The organism is Pseudomonas sp. CFBP 8770 (assembly GCF_014841705.1).
GTDB lineage: Bacteria > Pseudomonadota > Gammaproteobacteria > Pseudomonadales > Pseudomonadaceae > Aquipseudomonas.
In genome coordinates, this window is record NZ_JACYUL010000002.1 from 38,294 (window position 1) to 57,864 (window position 19,571).

Genomic DNA, 19,571 nt, shown 5'->3' on the forward strand with positions numbered 1-19,571 from the left:
ACAGCCGGCCCGAGACGGGGACAACGAGGAGCTACTGGAGGCGATCAGGCGTTGGCAAATACCTGTCTTCGGCTATACGGATGAACTCACGCAGGCTACGCCGTCCCACATCACGCCTGAACGTCGCAATAACGTACTTCGAGTTGACTGTGTTGATTACCCAAAACCTGCCTTGCTTCGTCACAGATTGAATATCCGATGTTCGAATCAGACGACCATCCGCAAATCGTTGGTATGGCCCTGGGGAAATGTGACTGAAGACAACGCCGACGGCGCTGCAGGCATGAATGTGGACACCTACCAGAAACGCACTAACCAGCCCGTCGTAATCCTGGCTTGCTGCTCTGGCGAGGCGAAGCAGGTCAAAGTCCGAGTAGCGTTTAACGTGCAAGTCGACCGCAACAGTGTTGATCTCGGCCATGGCTACACAACCTCCGCCGCTGAAGCCATATCAGTGGTCGCAGCAGTGCGCCGGTAGAACTCCTTCACGTCGCTCAGGGAGCCGACATCGAGGTCACGCTGATGCGTGCTGACGTACACCTCACCGCTTTCAACTTCCAGGACGCAGATCGGCACATCTACTCGGTTGAAGCCCATGGATAGGGTGCTCAACTTCTCCATCTTCCAGCTCGAGCTTTTGTTCATCCAGCTCGGCGTGACGACCTAGACTTCCTGCACAACCATACTCTCGTCCTGAGCAATGAGTAGCTCTACAAGACGAGGCTCATCGCTGACCAGTTCTTCATAAGCCCGGAATTGCCCCTCATGCCGGCGCTTGAGACTGACGTGATACCAGTGCGTTGCGAGAGATCGTGACACCGCGTGAAAGTGCGCCTGGCTGTCTCCAAACATCCCAACAGGGCCAGCCAGGTCTTGCATGTGAATCCGGAACATCGTGTCTCTCGTGTGAAGCAGGCCCGCCTGGCGCACCTGCAATTAGCATAAGCCGAATATTGTCTTCAGCGAGGCGTTCATCTCGCGTCCCTGGCCCACCAGCACGTAGACGGTGTTCCGCGTCTCAAACAGGCAAATTCCATCAAAGGACTTGCACAACGTCGAGCGTACCCAACCGCCAGGAGGGAACCGCCCCTGGCTGTCGTAGGTGACGCAATGGGAATAAAGGAACATTGTCTGCAGGCCCATGGCTCGCACCCTGGCAAGCGACTCAGGAGGCTCGTCCACGTGAAAAATTAGCCAGTCCTCCACCAAGCAATAAGGCTTGCGACCGAAGCACTCAGCCACCAATGCCTCTACCTCAGATTTAGACAGCGTCGTGCCTGCGGACGAAATCTGACCTTCCTGCAGCAGCTCGGGCTCAGGAGAGTTAGTCATAAATTGATGATCCTCATGGCGATAGGAGGAGTTCACCGCGAGTCACCGGGGCTTAATCACCCCATGGCAAACCCACGATTCCCACGACCATGACTATATACATTTGAGTGGGAACGATCAAACCCGGCATACCGTCTCCTTTTTGGAGAGGATCGCCTGGATGTCCTTGCGCAAGGCATACGCAGCAACGTTGCAGTGGCTGAGAGTTAGGCGTGGCTTATCGCAGGCGGAGCTCCAAACCCAAACCGACCAAGCCCACATCAGTCGCTTGGAGGCATCGACGACGTCTGCCAGTGTCGACCTCAGCGCCGATTTAGCTCACGCGCTGGGCTTAACGCCCCTGTCGTTTCTCACGCTTGTGGCTGCAGCCCATGATGGTAAGACTGCACGTGCAGCCTTGACTGACACGCTCACAGAATTGGAACAGCTAGGTGTTCTTGACGAGGAGCTACCTGGCGAACCTCAAAAGCTCACGCCACCCAGAAAGCTCGCTGCGGAAGTGAAGCTCAATGCGATCCGCGAATTGAAAGAGGCAGGCCTGTCTCAATCGGAGGTCTGCCGACAGCTGGGGTTGCCAAGTAGTACCGTAGGGCGGCTGTGGCATAGTGCTGATTAATAGTTCTCCCGCAGCAGAGCGCTCTTGCCCTTGCCAACCTTTGTAGAAGCCTTCTGGAGGACTTACATCGAGATATGAAGCACGGCTGATGTGCTCTGAACGTCTGAATCTCCGGCGCGAAGCACTCTGAGAACTGTCGCACCGGGGACTAAGAGATCCGAAGCCGGTGACTGTTTCGAAAGTGCTTGACGGCATCGGTTGATCACATCCCGAAAAACATCCTTCGATCTTCCTCTTTGTGCAAGTAATGCTTAATTACATGATAGTGCTTTGGCCTGACCTCTTGTGAGCACAGCATGAAAGGCAACTCATCTATACATATCTCCGCTACTACGGCGCTGAAATCCTTATCGTAGCAGTCATGAAGGATCTTCAAGTTTGTAGATGGAAAGCTGTCCTTGAATTCTTTATTGTATTCTGGATAGAAGTACCTAATAAGGGCCGCTTCATACAGAGATATTTTTTCTGCCTCGGTGGTATTCTGCGCTTTGTTAAGTCCCTGCTGTATTCTCAAATCTCCACTATCTCCATTTTTCGCAAATGGATTCATCATGGTTATCAGTTGGTTTGTTGGCTGTATAGCAAGCAGTAGCAAGGAGAGCTTGTAGCCGTCCGGAACCCCTTTCAAGGCGATTTTCTGCAGCGTCTCATGCTTCAAAAGCCTATCTATAGCATTCCTTGAGCCATCTTGGCCATAGGCTTGGCCAATGTATTTGACATCAAAATTAATACCATCTGACTCGATGTTTAGTCTAGCTTGAGTTTCTGTTGCAGACGGCCAGTATGCCTCTCCGTCCTCGTCTTCCAAATAGGGAGCATCTTCTCTGTTTTTGAGAGTTAATCCAGGTATGTCATAGGAGACAGAATGATCTTTGCTGAGAATTCTGAAATCCAAAGTAAGCTTTTCGCCGTCTTGATTAGCATCGATAAAGTTTATTATGGGTGTGTAGCCGATTATGTAGATGTGGCAGGTGGATATAACATCCATCATAGGTTTCAATAGTTCTTTATCGTAGATTGCCTGAGCTGGAATTGTACAGTAGCTGTAGGCAAACATTCCCAGCGCATGCTCAACATCAAACATGGCATTTGAAAGTATGCCACCTTGGCGGGTGTGTTCGGAAATTTTATCCATGCATTTCCCCATTCGAGAGGTAGGTTTAAAGCGTTGTTTTTTGATATGAGGGCTGATCGTTGAGCAAAAACTCGGCTTGCTAGGCAAGCTTTTAGGCAATGATGAATAATGCTGAGAGTTTTTCTGGTTGTCTAGCTCATAATATGGCGTGTGGCCACCGTCGAAAGGTTCTCTTGAATCCGCATAGACGCCACAGGAGGCTTTCATGGGCAGTGGTGCGTTGGATTGGTTAGCAGCTGAAAAATCCATGCCAGGGGTAGCCACCTAAAGAGAGACTCTGAAGGCGGCGACTGGGAGTTCAGCAAATTTTCATCGGGCCACAACTCTGTGATTTAGAATCACCGCTATCTGAACTCTGCTAGGCACAGCCCCATGGACGAAGACCTGATCTGCCACCAATGCTTGAAAGAAGCCTATCTCATTGGGTTGATTAGGCGAACCGGCGTGACTGCGGAGTGCTCGTTCTGCCTAAAAAGGCGTAAGGCAATCCCGTTAGAAGGCCTGGTCAACATGGTCGACGATGTCCTCCAGAAGTATTGCCACCCTGGAGCGATATACGATCAGTACGATGACAATGGTAAGCGCTCTGAGACCGAGCAGACCGGGGATCCCCTTGTCTTCCATCTCGCAGAATTGCTTGGCTTGAATGAGGATGACCCGGTCGTAGAGCGTGTGCTCTGCGACCTGAACGAAGGCTCCCCTTACGACATCATGCAAGGAGGCGAAGCGAGGTACAGCGATGAGGAAAACTATGAGTGGAGAGTGATTCGACCAAGGGATGCAGAAGCTCGATGGCTGAATTTTCAGAACGAAATGAAGCATGGAAATCGGTTTTTTAGTCAGCATGCCAGGGGTTTTCTGGACTGGCTGTTTCAAGGAGTTTCATCCTTCAAAAGCCCTGATGGCTCGATGTCCGTTGTCAGAGAGCTTGTCGACGACCAGATCTTTCGTGCTAGGCGCTGTGATTCCGCTTCAGAATACGACTCGATCATTAGTAAGCCTGCAGCAGAACTCGGCCCTCCACCCAAGGAGTCCGCAGGTGCTGGCCGAATGAACCCTAAAGGGTTGGCCGCTTTTTATGGAGCTTTTGACCGAAAGACTTGTGTCGCCGAGCTTCGCCCGCCAGTCGGAGGACGAGTCGTAAGCGGCGAATTCAAACTCACAAGACCCGTTCGCGTCCTTGATTTCATCGCACTGGATGAAGCCTACGAAGCGAGGCCGTTGAGTGCGTTTGAAGCCAGCTACGAAGAGCAAATAGGTAGGCGCATTTTCTTGAAAACGCTCCACGCAAAAATTACCGTTCCTGTGCTTCCGAACCAGGAACACGAATACCTGGCTACCCAAGTGATGGCGGAGTTCCTAGCTACACAATTCGACCCGCCGCTCGACGGTGTACTGTTCGAATCCGCTCAAGTGCGGAAGGGCACTAACCTGACCCTTTTTAATCATGCGGCGGTGGCTTCACTCGAGCCTCGAACTACTTTCACCAACCTAGATGATTTGCTTAGCAGCTCCCCATCGCAGAAGCCTGCGATTGAGTACGTGCCTGACACGCTGGTAAGGCATAAGGTTTGTCGTGTCGAATTCATGACTGAAGACCTGCAGCGCGATGATGGTCAGCCAGAGTCCGACGAGCACTACGACGACTGGGATGCTTACTAAAGGCTATGTACGCTGACATAGGTGTTAAAAGATGCGCGGCTGCGGCAGTCGTCGTGGCCGAAGAAAAACCGACCGCTAGAGAGCCTTCAGCAGTTTCTCAAGGGTCTGATGCTCCCACACTGATAGCAGTGCAATCGGATCAGTGCCAAAGCGATCTCCAGAGTCAAACGACCAGCGCCGCCCATCCAGGCTGACGCACTCTTCGCAGTAGTCGAGCTCATCACAGTCGTTGTACAGAGTGATACGCCATCCCTCGACATCGACGACATAATGGCAGGCATAGACTTCGTCCCACGTCTGCTTACCTACCTTGGCCATCAAGCGGCGTCCGAAAGTAACCTCCCGCAATACCTGGCTCACATCCCTGGCGGTGAGCGGAGGTGAAGGCCCTCTACTTCCGTCGGTTTCAATCATCGGCGTCTCTCCAGCCCTCTTTCGCGCAATGGTAGCAGTAGATCCATCTGGGTCGAGCGTAGGCACATAGCTTCTCAATGAGCGCTATGATCAATGTCTCGAACTTCCAGGAGGGCAGCGCTATGGACACGATTGAAACGCTTGGAAGCACTGAGTACGCGATGACTAGGGCCATCATCCGCATCGACTCGATCAGCGCAGCAGCCACCGTGGCCGACGTCATCTTTCGTTTCGCTTCGGCAACGGGCTACGTCAACGCCTGCGCTGACATGAAGGCTATCAACGAGAACGCATGGGCAAGACTGCTTGATCTTGCTGACAAAGCATATGACGCTCATCCACTGGCGACGGGACGCGCTGAGGATTTCAACGTGTGATGGATGCTGTCAGAGAGACCAACTCATGAAGCTATTCCTAGACTGTGAGTTCACACAGCTCAACGAGGACACAAAGCTGATTTCGTTGGCCTTGGTGTCAGAAGGCGGCGATGAATTCTACGTGGAGCTTACAGACACATATCAAGTCGAGGACTGCAGTGAGTTCGTGCTCGAGAACGTCCTGCCGCAGCTGGATCTACCTGAGCATGGGAAGACCATGGCCGAAGCCCAGGAGTTGTTACTGGCCTTCCTAGGCAACCTCAATGGCAACCTCGAGATCTGTTCCGATGCACCCGAGTGGGATTGGGACTTCTTTTGTCAGCTCGCATACGTAGATCACCGCTGGCCTTCGAACGTGACCAACCAAGCAACGAATCTGATTCGTCTGTTTCGCGAGCTTGAGGCGGACGACATAGGTGACATGACCATCCCGGAGCTCCCACACCACGCGCTCCTGGATGCCCTGCTGCTAGCTAGTCTATATCGTGAGCTTGCACCAACTCTCAAGCAATGAGGAGCCATTGCGGTGGAAGGGAACAACGACATTCAAAACCGCGAAACCAAAAGGCGGAGGGCTCTCTGGCGCCTCGCCGGCCTGCAGCCTGGCGATGATGCAGCGCGGGAGCTTGTCCAGGTTCTCGAAGAAATTGACCAAGTAGAAATTGATGATGCCGCGTTGGTAATGAGGATCTCCGATGTGGAGGAGGTTCGAGTTCAGGTTCCGGTGGAGCCTCACGCCTCAACTCTCAACATCGTGCGAGTTGAGGCCATTCCTCAGCCTTGGCGATCTCGATTTTTGGCTGCGAGCATTGGCTCGACAGGGGTGACTGAGGGGTTCTACGCGCACGATTGGCATAGTTTTCTTAGAAAATGGCAGGCAGAAATGCGGCACGTGGCGGAGCATCGTATTGAATCGCTGCGAACGTAAATAGGACGGTGGCGTGACTTATTCATCTCAGAGGGTTGTTGTCTTCATCGGCAATCTAGCACCTCTTTTCCATACAGAAGAAATCAATCATCAGCTAGCTGCTCGCTCACTGCGCGACGGAACATTGATCAGAGCAACGGCAGAAGACGAGGCCGAGCCAGAAGATGCATACGTGGTCGTCTGGTGGCAGGGTGACCCGGGGCGGGCGAGTGAAGTGCCCGCTTACATGATGGCCAGTAACGCGTTGGTTGAGTACGTTCGATTCCATAGCGTCGGTAAGAGAACTGATCATGCGGCGAATCTTCTTGCCCATATGAGTGAGCATTTTGGTCACAAGACTGGCGCGACTTTGTACCTACCATATCGTGAAGAGGAATTTGTGTTCCTGGGCAAGGTGATCAAGGCAGCGGAAAATGCTGGGCCTAAGCTGGCTTGGGAAGTCCTCAAGAAGGGGCTCGCCCTCTAGGCATGGACACAGCGAAAGGTAGGATGCTATCGAAACTCGCAGCCGTTGTTCAGGCATAGATCTCAACCTGGGTGTACCTAAGCCTCAGGTCAGAGGTTAGGTAATTTCTCCATATCGATTTCATGCCGTAACCAAATTGGTTGAGGGGGGAGAATTGGGCCTGATGAGTATTACCGGTTGAGGTTTCAAAGCAGGAGCTAAGTCTATCAAGCAACTAAAGGGTATGCAGTTAGCATACTCTTAATAGCACTCGACAAGTATCAGGCCAAGTGGTGATAATCGTGGGGTTAAAAATTTTGTCAACATCTTGCGGTTGAAAGATGCCGCACAGGAGAGGGCGTAGGCAGATGATCCAAACACCCTATGAGCAGTACCGTGACATCCTCGTTGACGGTAAGTATGGTACCGCTTACCTCTTGCAGGATTTCGTGCTCCACCAGTACGACTGTGACCAGTACCCTTTTGATTCCAACCGGCATCTCGGTGGCTTTGATAGCCGTCACTTACAGATCTACAAGGATCTCAAGCAGTTTTACTGGGACAACGGCCCTAGCACGGCACAGCTGGAAATCGCTCGGAAGATCATCTCCAGGCGCACCACTGAAGCCCAAGAAAACTTTGACGAACTGGTTGTCCTCAGAGCGACTAATCCTGCGGATTACGTCGCGGAAATGGGTGTACTGCCTCCTGACGGACATAGCGCGGCGTTGAGAGCATGCGAGTTACATCATCGGCGCTACGCGGAGATGGGCTTTGCAATCACAAGGCCATCGCCCGAACTCCCGATCTGAGCGCTGCTGAGCTAGCTACTGGCAAGCGGAGCGCGCAGGCGTGCAGGATGGAAGCCCGAAGGGCCGAGACGGAGGCAACGCCGAGACTCGGTTTACGACAGCCGACCCCAGTGGGGCACGCCCAAATGGCGGGCATTTAGGCTCTCAACCCATGAGCGCGGAGAATCGATATGGGCACAATGGGCGACGACGACACTGTGTACTGCAACCTCCAAATGCCATTGGCAACAGGGGCAGAGCTGCTTGAGTTGATCACCAAGCTTCGAGAAGCCGGGGATCATCCAACCTTGGACACTGTGTTCCAACAGATGCAGGACGAGCTCACAGACTCCATAGAAGTCATCGCCGATGGCAACTTGGAAGGATCTTGGAAAAAATGGCAGGTCAGCCTGGAGAGGCAATACCCTGAGCTGCTGAAAGGCGAAGGTAAGTTCTAGGGCGTGGAAGTGGGCTACGGGGCATTGGTCTGCCGACAGCTATTCTGGCATGCCTCGAGTAGATTTCGAACGTGCGATAAAGTCTCGTACTTCTCGAGACATCGGAGCCAGCGGGACGTGCCCTGTGGACTGATCGGTGCAAAAATGGTCTATGAATTTTACAACGCCATCTTGGCAGAGCTGAAATTCAACCGTCCATTGGCCGTCTTTCAAAACGATCTCATACCCAGCGCAATTTACCAGCGGCTCACCAACATCAAGCTCTCGGAAGCGCCTCATCATATCTGGTGAGCCGGCCTCGTCACCGTGCTTAATAAGCCAGGCCACTGCTCGAATGAACTGGCCATGGCTAAAGATAAGCACGCTCATGACATCTGAATGCGCCAACTGATCCAGCATCGTCTTAGCTCGCTCGAGCAGCTCAACAAATGACTCGGCTCCAGGGCCATCTATCAACAATTGATCTCCCGCGCTCCAGTAGGAATCAACCATCGGCTTTCGATCAGCTTGAGTAGTGCCTGCGAAGCGTTCTGGACTCAAGTACGTAAATTCCTCAACGTCCCGAATCTCGAACGGGACGTTGGGATACCGCTTGGCTGTAGGGATCGCGGTATCTCTGGCGCGCTCAAATGAAGAGACAACGATGAGATCCGGTACCGACGTCATACTGTCAGCAAGGGCCTGCGCTTGTAGCCGACCGAGGTCAGTCAGAGGAATGGTGTCGGGAGCCGTTGTCGATAGGCCAGCATTCGCCGCGCTCTGGGCATGTCTGACCAATCTGACGACTTTGGCTGTGTCAGCCTTAACGCTATCTGTCATGCGTCACCCGGATGACCTCTGCTGGTGTTGGAGTATTCATGGCGCTGATCTTTCGTCGCTTCCTCAAATCGGGTCAGCCTTTGGTTCCGTGCACGAGATGTTTGTATTCTTCACGAGCCGCGATGATCTGATCCCGAATTTCTTCGGGGTCTATAGACATGCCACCCCGGGGTGTCACTCGCAACGTTCTGAGCTGATTCGCTGCTTGGATGAACTCCTTCTCGCGCCGAATTTCCCACTCTGGGCGTCTGTCCCTGAAGAGCCGTTCAAGTAGTGCATTCAGCCAGCCCATGTTGCACCTCCGATGCGCCCGCTCAAAATCCGATTGATGCTTTCCGTTACCAGGAGCTTACTCGCTGGCACCGTTGAGAGAAATCCTCGGATCGCGTCATCGGCAGAAGATCTTGCACTGCTCTGTAACGCCTGAGCTGACACATGGTTTGGTCAGGCCGCGCCACTCGTGGTCTCGGTGCAGTAGGCTGGGCAAGCGGAGCGCGCAGGCATGAGGATGGAAGCCCAGCGGGCCAAGACGATGCGATAGCAGAGGCTTGGTTCACGACAGCCGGCTCCGGAGGAGCATGCCAAAACAAGCATCAACGAAGAAAACAGCAGATGGCCCTGCAGCCTCTACCTTGTTAGAGCAAGAAAACCATTTGCCACGAAAAACCTTACAATCACATCAAGATTGAATTTCCAATTTTGCCTTTGCTGGCGTGCGGAGTAGCCAGCCGATTCCATCTGCAGGTCAGAGTGACGCTTGGCATCTGAAACAAACTGTCTGCTTACCGTGCTGCCCAAGCGCAGTTCACTGAATTCAGTCTGAGGGTTTTGATGCACGAGCCCCTGGAGCAGTCCTTGGATCAGGCCTGCATCCAACGATGCTTGATAACCGCCCAAGCCGGCGAAGTATGCGGCGAGTAGTGGGCTGAGGTGATCTTGGGATTGTTCACTCAGATGTGGGTGGATCGCGGCTAGGTTAAAGTGCACTCCAACGCCAGGCTCCGATGTTGTGTACCAGGATCGATAATGCTCCAGTGCTGCTGCAGATGGGTTACAGGCTAGGTAGCTCTCGTCACACTGAATCGTGGTGGAATTCATAATGCAGAGAACGTCATCGTCACCCAATACGCCTAAGCCTTTGAAGAAACTGCATGTACCCCAAAGAGTAGTCGTCACTAGCGCCTGATCTTGCCGCAGCTCGACCGCCAAAAACCCTTTGAATGCTCGGAAAGCAGTGACGCTGCATGCATAGCCCTCAACCGCCCCAACGATCACCAGGAACGCGTCGTAGAGGGTCAGGCAGTCGAGGCTGTCATGACCTCCACACTGGCCCTTGGCGACCACCGGGTTGAGCATTTTCTCCAGAGCTTCATGGCCGAAGTAGCACATCCCTTTCAGCTTAATCTGTTCTGCTGTCAGCATGCTGATGTCCGTGTGTGATTTGACTAACGTGACTGCGGCAGTACGCCGAAAGTAGTCGGAGACGTCCTTGGTAGGATCAGGTCTTCGGATCGGTGTGGAACTTGATGAAGAGGCATGTGAAGCACTGACCATATGACGATTCAGACTGGGAGGAGGGGGCTAATCCGGTATGACCGCACACTCCTAACGGAGTAGAAAACGGCCATTCATCAGAGTTGATCTCGTCCTCGCCATGATCAAAGGCAGGCGGTTCATAGTCGGCGATACCCAACGAATTCGATTCCAGAATCTCCTGAACAACCCCCCAGTATGGATAGTCCGAGCGGCCTGCGTAGACGTCAGCCTCACTGGAAAAACTGACGTGATATAACCGAATAGGATCAATCGCCACGAACTTTTCCCACATCGCCTCAAGGGCAGGAATCGTGTCGCTCGTGGTGGCGCTGTCGAGAAAGACGCTGAGGCAGTCGTCGTGGAACGCGATCAGTTTCACCGGGGACATGGCGCCGCGAATGTGCATGTGCTCCAACGCCTTGATGACGCGGTCATCCAAAAAGTCTCCGTACAGGAAGCAAAAGGTTTGTTTGGCGGCGTGCGGTAGTGCTTCGAGATTCGGGCCTTTCCATTGCAGGCAGCTGTAAATGATGTGATGAGGGGCATCACCGGGTTCTACAGGATCGCACTCGGGATAGAACAAAGCTGGCATACACATTTCTCCTCTACGATTAAGGAAATAAAGCCGTAGGTAGGATTTTGGTCAAGCTGGTGGGCCGCGAAAGATTATTTTTCCGACGAAATATCAGTATCTTAGAAGCATACCGATGAGATCCATGGCTAAATTTTTCCATATTGCTTTGCGTGAAAAGTCGACCACGTTGTGAGTTGCATCAGAACAGGAATGTCGAGCGGCTGGGCTTCGATGAACGAAGCCCAGCGCTCAAGCAAGCATGTCAGGCCTTGGGCGTTTTATCGATCCCGCGAATGTATTGCGACAACAGCCCAGGCCAAGGATGGCCCATTGCAGCAGCCAGCGCGTCGCGGGTTGGGACTGAACGATGTGGGATGGCACACATGATGAACGCCTCTCGTAGTGCCCGAATGGACACGCTCTATGGAACGATTTGAGCTTCCAGCCACCAAGCCCGCAAAATCCGTTTGAGCTCAAATTGAGTCATAGGATGATTCGTGTTCTTGTAGGAGGTAAACAGGTAGTCCCCGTCGGAAAGCCCACTTTCTTCTACGTACTGAGACAGCACCGCTGTACTTAATGCGGGCAGCCTGTACGTCATTCGCTTGGGTCTGGAAATCGAAGCCTTAAAACCATCGAAAACCAAACCATCACCTTGAATGTATCCTGCTTTGAGATGTAAGAGTTCCACTTGCCGAATTCCTGACAGCGCGACGACACACAGTGCACGATCGCGAAGACTGGTAATACGATCTACTGCCTCTGCGAGGGCTTTGAGATCTTCTTGGCTCAAGGGCGTGATCAGCAAGGAGCGGTTCGGGGCGCGCGAGACCTCGAAATCAAGGAGGTCTGGCTGGCTACGCGCGGGCGCTGAACTCGCACTTGATTCCTGCTTCATGCGAAAGCTCTTGAAGGCCAAAAGCTCGTGCAGTGGCAATGCCATCACCAACGAGTTTATTGCCCCATCATCAATCTCAGCAATTTCGTGAAGTTTCGCGTGCAGGTAGATCGCCGTACTGACGGAATCCCGCACCTCTGCCAATGAGGGAACGGGAGCATCGGGCAGGCAGGTTTTTGATGACTTCAATAGGTCGTGAAAGTCACGATACCCAAGCCCTGAAGCGAGGACTTCGTGGGCCACCATGAGGCTGAGACCATCAATGATAGGCCAGTTGGAACGTAGGGTATTCGCAATACGTTTGAAGCGGCGATTCCGCTCGAGATCGAACGGATAGATAGGAACGCGCACGGCATTTTTCCAGGGTCAGGATGTCGGCTGCTCTCTGACTCTTGTCGAAAGCCTGCGTGGTGAGGAATGACAACCTGAGGCCCATGGCCTTTTGCGAACCGACCGCTCGATCCAGTGAACCGATGGCTCTTAAATTAGCATACCTGCCGCTGTTGTCTAGTTGCCCTCATTCGTACTCTTGGACGTGGAGACACTTGCTGTCGGTGGCAATCCAAAGCGCGGCGCTGTACACCACAACTCACCACTACATCCGCCTACGATGATCTCGAGTCGGTTCCGAGAGCCGAGCGGAGTGCGCAGCCCGATTGGCTGACGGCTTGAGCATGAAAGCCCGCAGGTCAAGACGAAGGCTTAATTCACGACTGCCGTTCCGAGAGGTGATGCTTAGAAAACAATACTCCTAGCTGGATGCGATGATTGGTATGGATAGACGAGCTTCAGCCTAACTGCTCAACTAGATCGACCCGAAGCATAGGGTCGAGGTCGCTTGTAGTCGCACCTGGGGTGGCAGAAAGGTCTTGACCCGGCAGACCTCCGGTATATGACCTGCTTTGGATTAGTAAAGGAGGAGGATGTTGAATAAGCGGATGCAAGATCGAGCTTTTGAGAATTGGTGAAAAGGGCTCCCTCGATTCCAAGATTCTTCCCAGGCGGAAGGTCTGTTGGGCTGATGAGGAGTTGTCTGAAAAAAAACTCTCATATGGACTGTCAGGAGTACTCAGCGATAGCGTCATATATATTGATGGTCTTCTCATGTATATGCTCATGAGTGATACCCTTTCTGGCCATAACGAGAAATCGTCCCAAAACAAGGTAGTGCTGATAGGTCGTTGTTGGATTTTCATGGCCAAGCTGATTTATGATTACCTCGGTGATCGCGAGATCCATGACCTCTGCGTTTTTCTCAAGAATACCGTCTCCGTTGTGATGCTGAATCATCATAAGGGTCGGCCACCATTTCCTAGTATGATAAAACTTATTGCTCATCTGGAAATCAGGATCTTTTTTGAATGCTAGCTTTTTTGCATAGTTGGTCGCTTGGGCTATCATAGTTTGAGTAACGGGAACGCCCTCCGATGTCAAGAAGAGTATTGACAACGGGCATTTTTTTCCAAAGCGTTCCTTATAAAGCTTGGCGCGAGCTTGGTATTCAGTTTTGATGTATTCAGAATCAAGCATTTTCAAGGCGTATGCCGGAATGATGATCTTTCTGAATTTATTCCCCTTGCCAATGAGAGAGTATTTAAAAGTCTTATCAGCTTTGCTCATCTCGCTGTACGGAAGAATGTGGCGGTTTTTTCCATTTCCCATGTACGGAAATTTTACCAGCTCCATAGGGCGCATTGCTGTTGCAAGGGCAAATTTGAAAAGCGTTTTGTATACCATGTCGGGGTAGCAAGATAGAAGAGTATGAATATCATTATTGGATATTAGACGAATAGCTCTTTTTTGTCTGGACTCTTTATCAAGCACGCGAATAGAGTCGGCGTCCAGTACCTGCTTTGCTTTCGTCTCAATGTAACTCAGAAGTCGTCTGTCTTTAAAATTGGCGATCCAGGTTTTGAGATGAATGGTTACGTTAATAGGGATGTGGCGTTCGTGTAGCCACTTAAAAAAATATAATACGACACAGGCATCATTGTAAATGGTTTCAGAGCTCGGATGAGCACTACCGTTTTTAACGCGGTTTATCTGCCGATATACTTGCCATTTTTTTAAATCAGCGTTTATGACGTGGAAATGATAGTCGCCGGGGCTTACAGAGTTAAATCTTGGAAGTTTCGATAAGAATTTATAAAATTTAGTGATTAAGGTAGCATACCTTTTTGATGTTTCTTTAGATGAGCGAGTTTTTTCATATAGGTATAAGTTTGGTATGCTCAGTAAGAGTTTCTTTTTTCTAAAACCTGCAATGATAACTTGATGTTTGACCTCTAGATTGAGGTCGATGCTATAGTAGCTAATTTCTTTGAATTCAAAATCTGGCATCATTCGCCCTGCCGAACTCTGAAAAATATAACTTGTTCAAAGCCCCATGTGATAGATGGAGGCTTCGCGTTATCCGCATCTTTTAACTCTTCTGGAGGGATATCGCGATTGCCAAACCTGCGATTTGCCGATGTTGTTGTTTTCGACGCGGTGAAAGGCACATGTATTGAGATGCTAGATATCTGCTGAAGATCTTTAAGTATAAATTGTAGCTCTTCTCGACTGTAAATTGGAAGACGTACAACAACGGTGGTGCGATTTTGATAGGGTGCAATCTTAGTGCAGAAAGCATCAAAGTCTGAAATATATTTATCCTGAAAGAGTACGATATCAATGTTTTCCGGATTGGGCAGTTTTATCAAATTCTTCGTGATATTCGTGATTGCTGCTTCTTTAGCGTCCTCATATGCATCGAAGTCGCTTGAGGTTGCATATGATTTTTTAGCTGACGAAAGATCCAGATCAAATATAATAAAGTTTTTGTCAGATTTCACCGCATAACTGGAGCTGGTGGCGTGGGCGGAAGTCACGGCCTCCATCGTAAGCTTCGCATTTTTTACTTCAAGCTCGGTTACCCGTTTATTAAGGTAGGCATTGTGATTGCTCTGGCCCGTGAGAGTTGCTGTAAGTTGTCCGGCCTCGAACGCCATAATATCGTTGTTCATCAGTGTTGAAATGTGATTCGAGATTGCAGCTTCAAGTTCGGCTTTATGTGCAGCTTTGGTTGCTGCAAGTTCCTGCTCCAGCCGCAGAATCATAGATTCTTTGTTCTCGATCATCTCGCCGAGTGATTCGTTGTCATTGGCAAATAACTTAGCAACGGATTCTTTGCCAATTGAGTAGTTCTTTAAATCACCATAATAGCGGTTGAAAGCCTGGCGGCTAATGCCCGCCAGGTCAGCAAGTTTAGCTATAGGAAGTTTAGATTGGCCGTGGTTGAGTTGGTGCTCTTTGATGATGCCAATTAGTTTGTCGCGTGTGGCTTGGCTACTCATACGCTGATACCCACTGAAGGAATAACTTTGTAAGCGTGATTATTATTCAATGCTTCGAGGTGCTTGGTGTTTTCCAATACCTTTAGTCGCAGCATCGCTTTCGAGGTCTCCGATAAAGTGTCGCTTGCCTTGTCCAGCATCTGTTGATAGAAGTTCGTGTTGTCCTTCAATGCCTGTGCCGCCTTACCGACGATCAATGCGTGTGGGCATGCCGTATCGCAATGGAGTGGTTCCGGAAGGGCATCCTTAACCGTAGTTCGGTGATGGGCCAGGCATGGCGGAAGATCGGGAGACGAGTACACTTCCGTACTTACGCAGTAAGTGCCTACGGCCGTACGGTGAATGAACAGAGGTTCGCCGGACGAAAGCAAATGGGTGACGTAGGTGAAAATTGTAACCTTGAGGCTTTGTCCAGAGAACGACTCTGGACGAGCAGCAATTTTTTCGACGAGACGTTGTGCATTGATGCCAGACGAGCTTGAGCTTTTTACCGATGTGATGATATCGGTGAACTCTTGGATATAGTTCTCCTCAATCGCCTTGGCAACACTCTGAACAATGTAAGGATTACGGCCAATGTACCTTAGAGTCATCGCATAGCTGGCATGACCAAACAACAGGCGGATGATGTCTACATTCCGTTCACTGCGGTTGATAAGAATTTCGGCAATGGTTTTCCTGAAGCGATGAGTATGGACGCGGTCGATACCTAGCTGTTGTTGAAGACGCTTCGTAATTTGCTCTGTCTTTATAGACGCTTCTCGCACGACTTTTTTCGTACCGAGCATAGATTGAAAAATATAGCCTTCCCTTTTTTGGTCAAGTTCGTATCTTAAGTGTTCGAAATCCTTTACCTTTCTTCCGATAAATTTTGGAAGTGGGATGAAAGACGTATCCCCTTTGTAATTGGGGTCTTGGCTAGTTTTATATCGGGTGACTTGTAGCTTGAATTTTCCGTTCTTTGTTTCAACGACGTGATCAAATTTAAGCGCTTCAAGTTCACTCACTCGCAGCCCTGTAACCAGTGCCAGCAATATGTAGAGTGCGTCCCGTATGTGGGTGAGCGAATGTTGAAAGCTGCGAGTCCATGAATACTGCCAGAAAGGGGCCTGGTTATTGTATTCACGCTTAGTCTTTTGAAGTTTTAGAATCTGCTTACTAGCAACTACTACATTCAGATTTTTTTCTAAATCAAAATCTTCCGCACTTCGAGTGATCGTTTTCGACCAGGTGACTTCGAATTCTCGGGACTTGATATAATCAGAAGCTTCTTTAACACGCGGCATCGCCTTCTCAGTCCAGAATAAGGCGTGCTCAACGAGCTTTTTCAGATCGCTTTCGGTGTAGGGAGCCCAGCTTGCAATGGATCCCGTAAAATTCCGAATAACGTCTTTCCTGCGCTCAGGTGTGTCTACGGTAGTTGGCGATACTGATAAACGATTTTCCTCCGGAATCAATTTTTGTACGCTGAGAGAAATCCAGAAGCGGATGTGCAGAAACAGATAATGGTAATGAGTGAATTGAGGGGCTAGTTTTGACCTGTCAAGTGCGTCGTTCAGAAGCCTTGGCGTAATGAAAGATAATGAGTCAGCATCTTCTGTGAGATTATTATCTACGAGAACATAGTTGTAGACGCGCCGAAAGTTCTGAGCGTGGTTCAGTGTAGTTAAATACGACCGGATACCCGCAAATGGTGCGAAATCAGGAATTAAATGATATACGATTGATTTTTTGATGGATACGCCATGTTCTGACATGGCGTCAAAGTTGATGCGAGTAACTTCGCCATCTGGCCCTTTAAATATTATCCAGCTGTCATCGCAATACATCGAGTATTCGGATACGGGGAAATTTCCGGCAGGATACAACGCCAGCTTTTGTAAGAGGGTGCTTTGCGTTTGACGGTAGTCGCCGCCGGTCTCCTTCAGGAGATCTTCGATTTCTTTCTCTGCAGCGTCCAAGATGTCTTCAGAGAAGTCGATATCCAGCTGCTCAGCGAGATCATCTGGTAATTCCTCTACGATATCAGTAGTCTTATTTTTCATTTTGTCTGTCCTCTTCTTCAAGGATTACTTGGAGGAAATTCATGTCTCGTGGCAGCAAAGGCGTATTCCGCCGCTGGTAACGAGATGCCTCTCTGACTGCCTGCTCGTCTTCCCAGTTTTCAAGGATGGAGTCTATTTTGATCAACTCGACTTCCCAGTCGTTGCTATATTCAGAAGCAGACTCTGGCTGATCATCGATGATCTCAACCACATGGATGCGGCGCTCAATCAAGTAAGGAAGGGAGTCTTCAAAAATGATGCATTGAGAGCAGAACATGCATTTGCTCACCACGTAGCATCTCTGTCCCAATGGCACATTGCGGGCTGCGCCAATCCAAGTGGGCTTGCGCTGGTTAGCGCACCCCCAGAGCGGCCTTTCCATCCCAGGGATATGAAAAATCTTCAGTGGAAGCTGAATGGCCGCCTCTTTGGGAGGCGTGCCCAGCATTCCTTCGAATTTTCCTGACCGCATCAACCGGAGGACTGCTTCGAGTTCGGACTCGAGTCGGTCGTAACGCTCCTGTTGGGCCGGAGGTGAATTGTCGTAGTGCACGTCTGTGGTGACCGTACTCGCGTGCCCCAGAAGCATTGCCAGCATGCCGTGGGAACTGGAGCTGTCTGAGATTTGCTTTCGACGCTTCACCCACGTCGCGCGCAGCCGCCACGTTAGGTCTATACCGCTCATCAACCTTTCACCATCCTCATCGAAGATGGGAAATTCTTTGAGAAGCTGCTTAATGCCTTGCTGAAAAGCTTTTTCGTTGGAAGCAGAGGTATGACGTCCACCTTTCTTCGTCCAGTCCGCAAAGAAACGCAGGCACAAAAATGTTGTGTTGTAGTCTGCTGAAGTCATGCCATGGCGGACATAATCGAATTCGTACTTAGCAAGGGGCTCAGAAAGCTTTATCGCGAGCAAAATCAAATTCCGAGCCGAGTACATGTCGGTGGTTGTGCTCGCGGCGATTATTTCTTTCGGGGCATAGTAAGGTTTGGCGATCCCTTGGCTACGGTTTTTTTCCGTCTGAATCATCACATGCTTTTCATTCATTGCCCCAGTAAGCGCGTGCTCAAAATTATTAGGATCGAGCGCCAAGACCGCCTCTTTGTTCCAGTTAGTCTGAAGCATGATGAACTGTACGATGCAAGACATGTCCTGCATTGATGGATAGTACAGGTTGAGCAGGTCGTCCCACTTGATCGGATTACTGAAGCCAGGCGGCGTTACGGGCTTGCTCCATCTGTGCATAATCAGTTGGATTACATCACTGCACTTTTCAAATGCGTTGACTTTGATAGCCGAATATTTTTCGATGATTTCATCCAGTTCTACTTCGAACGGATAGCCGTTCTCGATGAACGTTCTGATCACTCGCGCGGGATCCGGATTAAAATTGAGAATCTTTCGGAACTGAAATGGGTTTTCTGGATTCTCAAATTGGAATTCTTCGCTTCTATTTTTGTAGGCCGAGTAAATCACTCCCCGCCAGTTGGGAAGTGAAGCGATTTCGCGTAATTCCGGATTGCTTGAAAGTTTCAGCTTAGCATGTAGTGCACTCCAATTGAGCTCAAAGCCACTATCAAACCTATGTTGAAGCCACTGGAAGATCGTTTCTTTCGAGTAAGTGACTTTTGAAATAATTTCTGTGAAGGTATAGGGTGTGGCTTGGGAAACTAACTTGCGAAACTCAAGGATTTCGTAGAGCCGATCAATACTCGAGGTGAAAGCATTTGCAAGCGAATTCTCAGTTTCATCGCTAAAGGGTAGTCTAGCCTGAGTGCTTGCTCTTTTCGCAAATGGAAGTAACAAGTCTGGAATCGCATCTGTCATGGATGACGCATTTTTGAGTGCGGTCTTCAGTCGGGCAGCAAGAGCCAGGCTTTCATCACTTTTCAGGAGATGGTTTTCGAACTGCTTGTATACTTCCGCGCTCAGGTCGGTAATCTTCAGAATCCATAGCTGGGCTGGATTGCGGGCATTGTAGGCTTCAATGAAGTCAAAAAATATCCATATTGACCGTCTTAGTGAGCTGTTTGTAGCTCTGCTTCTCGTTGGGCAGTACTTGATAAAAGTTAAGTGAAGTGCCAGGCAGATAGCTTTTGCCTTGTCATAAAAAGAATGGCCTTGATAGTGGCATTCCATCTCATGATTGTCAGCGCTCATGACGACATCATGAACGGCGTCTTTCGGCTTATAGAGATGATCCAT

21 protein-coding genes and 1 pseudogene are annotated in these 19,571 nt (G+C 50.3%); 8 read left to right on the forward strand and 14 right to left on the reverse strand.

Translation table 11 applies throughout. The annotated features are described in order from the left end of the window. Positions 1–31 precede the first annotated feature (31 nt). The 3 genes and pseudogenes from IFT98_RS04975 to IFT98_RS04985 form a co-directional block, all read right to left on the reverse strand. Positions 32–421 carry a hypothetical protein gene (locus IFT98_RS04975; RefSeq protein ID WP_192047614.1) on the reverse strand — a complete coding sequence of 130 codons (390 nt, stop codon included), beginning with the start codon at positions 419–421 and terminating at the stop codon, positions 32–34. Between the two features lie 2 nt (positions 422–423). Continuing rightward, positions 424–894: pseudogene (locus IFT98_RS04980) on the reverse strand (hypothetical protein). Between the two features lie 42 nt (positions 895–936). Further along, on the reverse strand, positions 937–1,332 hold the full coding sequence (locus tag IFT98_RS04985; RefSeq protein ID WP_192047615.1) for a DUF6957 family protein: 396 nt from the start codon (positions 1,330–1,332) through the stop codon (positions 937–939). Between the two features lie 160 nt (positions 1,333–1,492). Between IFT98_RS04985 and IFT98_RS04990 the strand changes: the two genes are divergently transcribed. Next, positions 1,493–1,948 carry a helix-turn-helix domain-containing protein gene (locus tag IFT98_RS04990; RefSeq protein WP_192047616.1) on the forward strand — a complete coding sequence of 152 codons (456 nt, stop codon included), beginning with the start codon at positions 1,493–1,495 and terminating at the stop codon, positions 1,946–1,948. A 202-nt stretch (positions 1,949–2,150) separates the two neighbouring features. Here the strand turns inward: IFT98_RS04990 and IFT98_RS04995 are convergent, their stop codons facing one another. Then, positions 2,151–3,332, reverse strand: a complete 1,182-nt coding sequence (locus IFT98_RS04995; protein ID WP_197976575.1) for a hypothetical protein — start codon at positions 3,330–3,332, stop codon at positions 2,151–2,153. A gap of 123 nt (positions 3,333–3,455) precedes the next feature. On the opposite strand from IFT98_RS04995, the gene IFT98_RS05000 reads away from it, so the two are divergent. Further along, positions 3,456–4,745: an RES family NAD+ phosphorylase gene (locus IFT98_RS05000; protein WP_192047617.1), complete on the forward strand. Its 1,290-nt coding sequence runs from the start codon at positions 3,456–3,458 to the stop codon at positions 4,743–4,745. A gap of 75 nt (positions 4,746–4,820) precedes the next feature. Here the strand turns inward: IFT98_RS05000 and IFT98_RS05005 are convergent, their stop codons facing one another. Beyond that, a complete protein-coding gene (locus tag IFT98_RS05005; RefSeq protein WP_192047618.1) occupies positions 4,821–5,159 on the reverse strand; it encodes a DUF7693 family protein in 339 nt (112 codons plus the stop codon). A gap of 122 nt (positions 5,160–5,281) precedes the next feature. Between IFT98_RS05005 and IFT98_RS05010 the strand changes: the two genes are divergently transcribed. The 6 genes from IFT98_RS05010 to IFT98_RS05035 all read left to right on the forward strand — a co-directional run bounded on the left by IFT98_RS05010 (position 5,282) and on the right by IFT98_RS05035 (position 8,158). Further along, complete coding sequence (locus IFT98_RS05010) at positions 5,282–5,536, forward strand: hypothetical protein (protein WP_192047619.1); 255 nt, start codon at positions 5,282–5,284, stop codon at positions 5,534–5,536. A 25-nt stretch (positions 5,537–5,561) separates the two neighbouring features. Next, positions 5,562–6,050, forward strand: a complete 489-nt coding sequence (locus tag IFT98_RS05015; protein ID WP_192047620.1) for a 3'-5' exoribonuclease — start codon at positions 5,562–5,564, stop codon at positions 6,048–6,050. Positions 6,051–6,062: 12 nt separating this feature from the next. Next, entirely contained in the window at positions 6,063–6,464 is a 402-nt protein-coding gene (locus IFT98_RS05020) for a hypothetical protein (protein WP_192047621.1), read from the forward strand. Positions 6,465–6,477: 13 nt separating this feature from the next. Next, positions 6,478–6,930, forward strand: a complete 453-nt coding sequence (locus IFT98_RS05025; protein WP_192047622.1) for a hypothetical protein — start codon at positions 6,478–6,480, stop codon at positions 6,928–6,930. Between the two features lie 347 nt (positions 6,931–7,277). After that, on the forward strand, positions 7,278–7,721 hold the full coding sequence (locus tag IFT98_RS05030; RefSeq protein WP_192047623.1) for a hypothetical protein: 444 nt from the start codon (positions 7,278–7,280) through the stop codon (positions 7,719–7,721). Positions 7,722–7,900: 179 nt separating this feature from the next. After that, positions 7,901–8,158, forward strand: a complete 258-nt coding sequence (locus IFT98_RS05035) for a hypothetical protein (protein ID WP_192047914.1) — start codon at positions 7,901–7,903, stop codon at positions 8,156–8,158. A 39-nt stretch (positions 8,159–8,197) separates the two neighbouring features. Here the strand turns inward: IFT98_RS05035 and IFT98_RS05040 are convergent, their stop codons facing one another. The 9 genes from IFT98_RS05040 to IFT98_RS05080 all read right to left on the reverse strand — a co-directional run bounded on the left by IFT98_RS05040 (position 8,198) and on the right by IFT98_RS05080 (position 19,571). Beyond that, complete coding sequence (locus tag IFT98_RS05040) at positions 8,198–8,977, reverse strand: histidine phosphatase family protein (protein WP_192047624.1); 780 nt, start codon at positions 8,975–8,977, stop codon at positions 8,198–8,200. Positions 8,978–9,050: 73 nt separating this feature from the next. Continuing rightward, on the reverse strand, positions 9,051–9,269 hold the full coding sequence (locus IFT98_RS05045; protein WP_192047625.1) for a hypothetical protein: 219 nt from the start codon (positions 9,267–9,269) through the stop codon (positions 9,051–9,053). 335 nt (positions 9,270–9,604) lie between these two features. Beyond that, complete coding sequence (locus IFT98_RS05050; RefSeq protein ID WP_192047626.1) at positions 9,605–10,399, reverse strand: hypothetical protein; 795 nt, start codon at positions 10,397–10,399, stop codon at positions 9,605–9,607. A 76-nt stretch (positions 10,400–10,475) separates the two neighbouring features. Beyond that, positions 10,476–11,105, reverse strand: a complete 630-nt coding sequence (locus IFT98_RS05055) for a hypothetical protein (RefSeq protein ID WP_192047627.1) — start codon at positions 11,103–11,105, stop codon at positions 10,476–10,478. Positions 11,106–11,508: 403 nt separating this feature from the next. After that, complete coding sequence (locus IFT98_RS05060) at positions 11,509–12,336, reverse strand: hypothetical protein (protein WP_192047628.1); 828 nt, start codon at positions 12,334–12,336, stop codon at positions 11,509–11,511. 708 nt (positions 12,337–13,044) lie between these two features. Beyond that, positions 13,045–14,325 carry a hypothetical protein gene (locus tag IFT98_RS05065; RefSeq protein WP_192047629.1) on the reverse strand — a complete coding sequence of 427 codons (1,281 nt, stop codon included), beginning with the start codon at positions 14,323–14,325 and terminating at the stop codon, positions 13,045–13,047. Further along, positions 14,325–15,320, reverse strand: a complete 996-nt coding sequence (locus IFT98_RS05070; RefSeq protein ID WP_192047630.1) for a TetR/AcrR family transcriptional regulator — start codon at positions 15,318–15,320, stop codon at positions 14,325–14,327. The genes IFT98_RS05065 and IFT98_RS05070 overlap by 1 nt, the downstream gene beginning before the upstream one ends. Then, positions 15,317–17,365 carry a tyrosine-type recombinase/integrase gene (locus IFT98_RS05075; protein ID WP_192047631.1) on the reverse strand — a complete coding sequence of 683 codons (2,049 nt, stop codon included), beginning with the start codon at positions 17,363–17,365 and terminating at the stop codon, positions 15,317–15,319. Before IFT98_RS05075 ends, IFT98_RS05070 begins: the two co-directional genes overlap by 4 nt. Next, positions 17,355–19,571, reverse strand: a complete 2,217-nt coding sequence (locus tag IFT98_RS05080; protein ID WP_192047632.1) for a hypothetical protein — start codon at positions 19,569–19,571, stop codon at positions 17,355–17,357. Before IFT98_RS05080 ends, IFT98_RS05075 begins: the two co-directional genes overlap by 11 nt.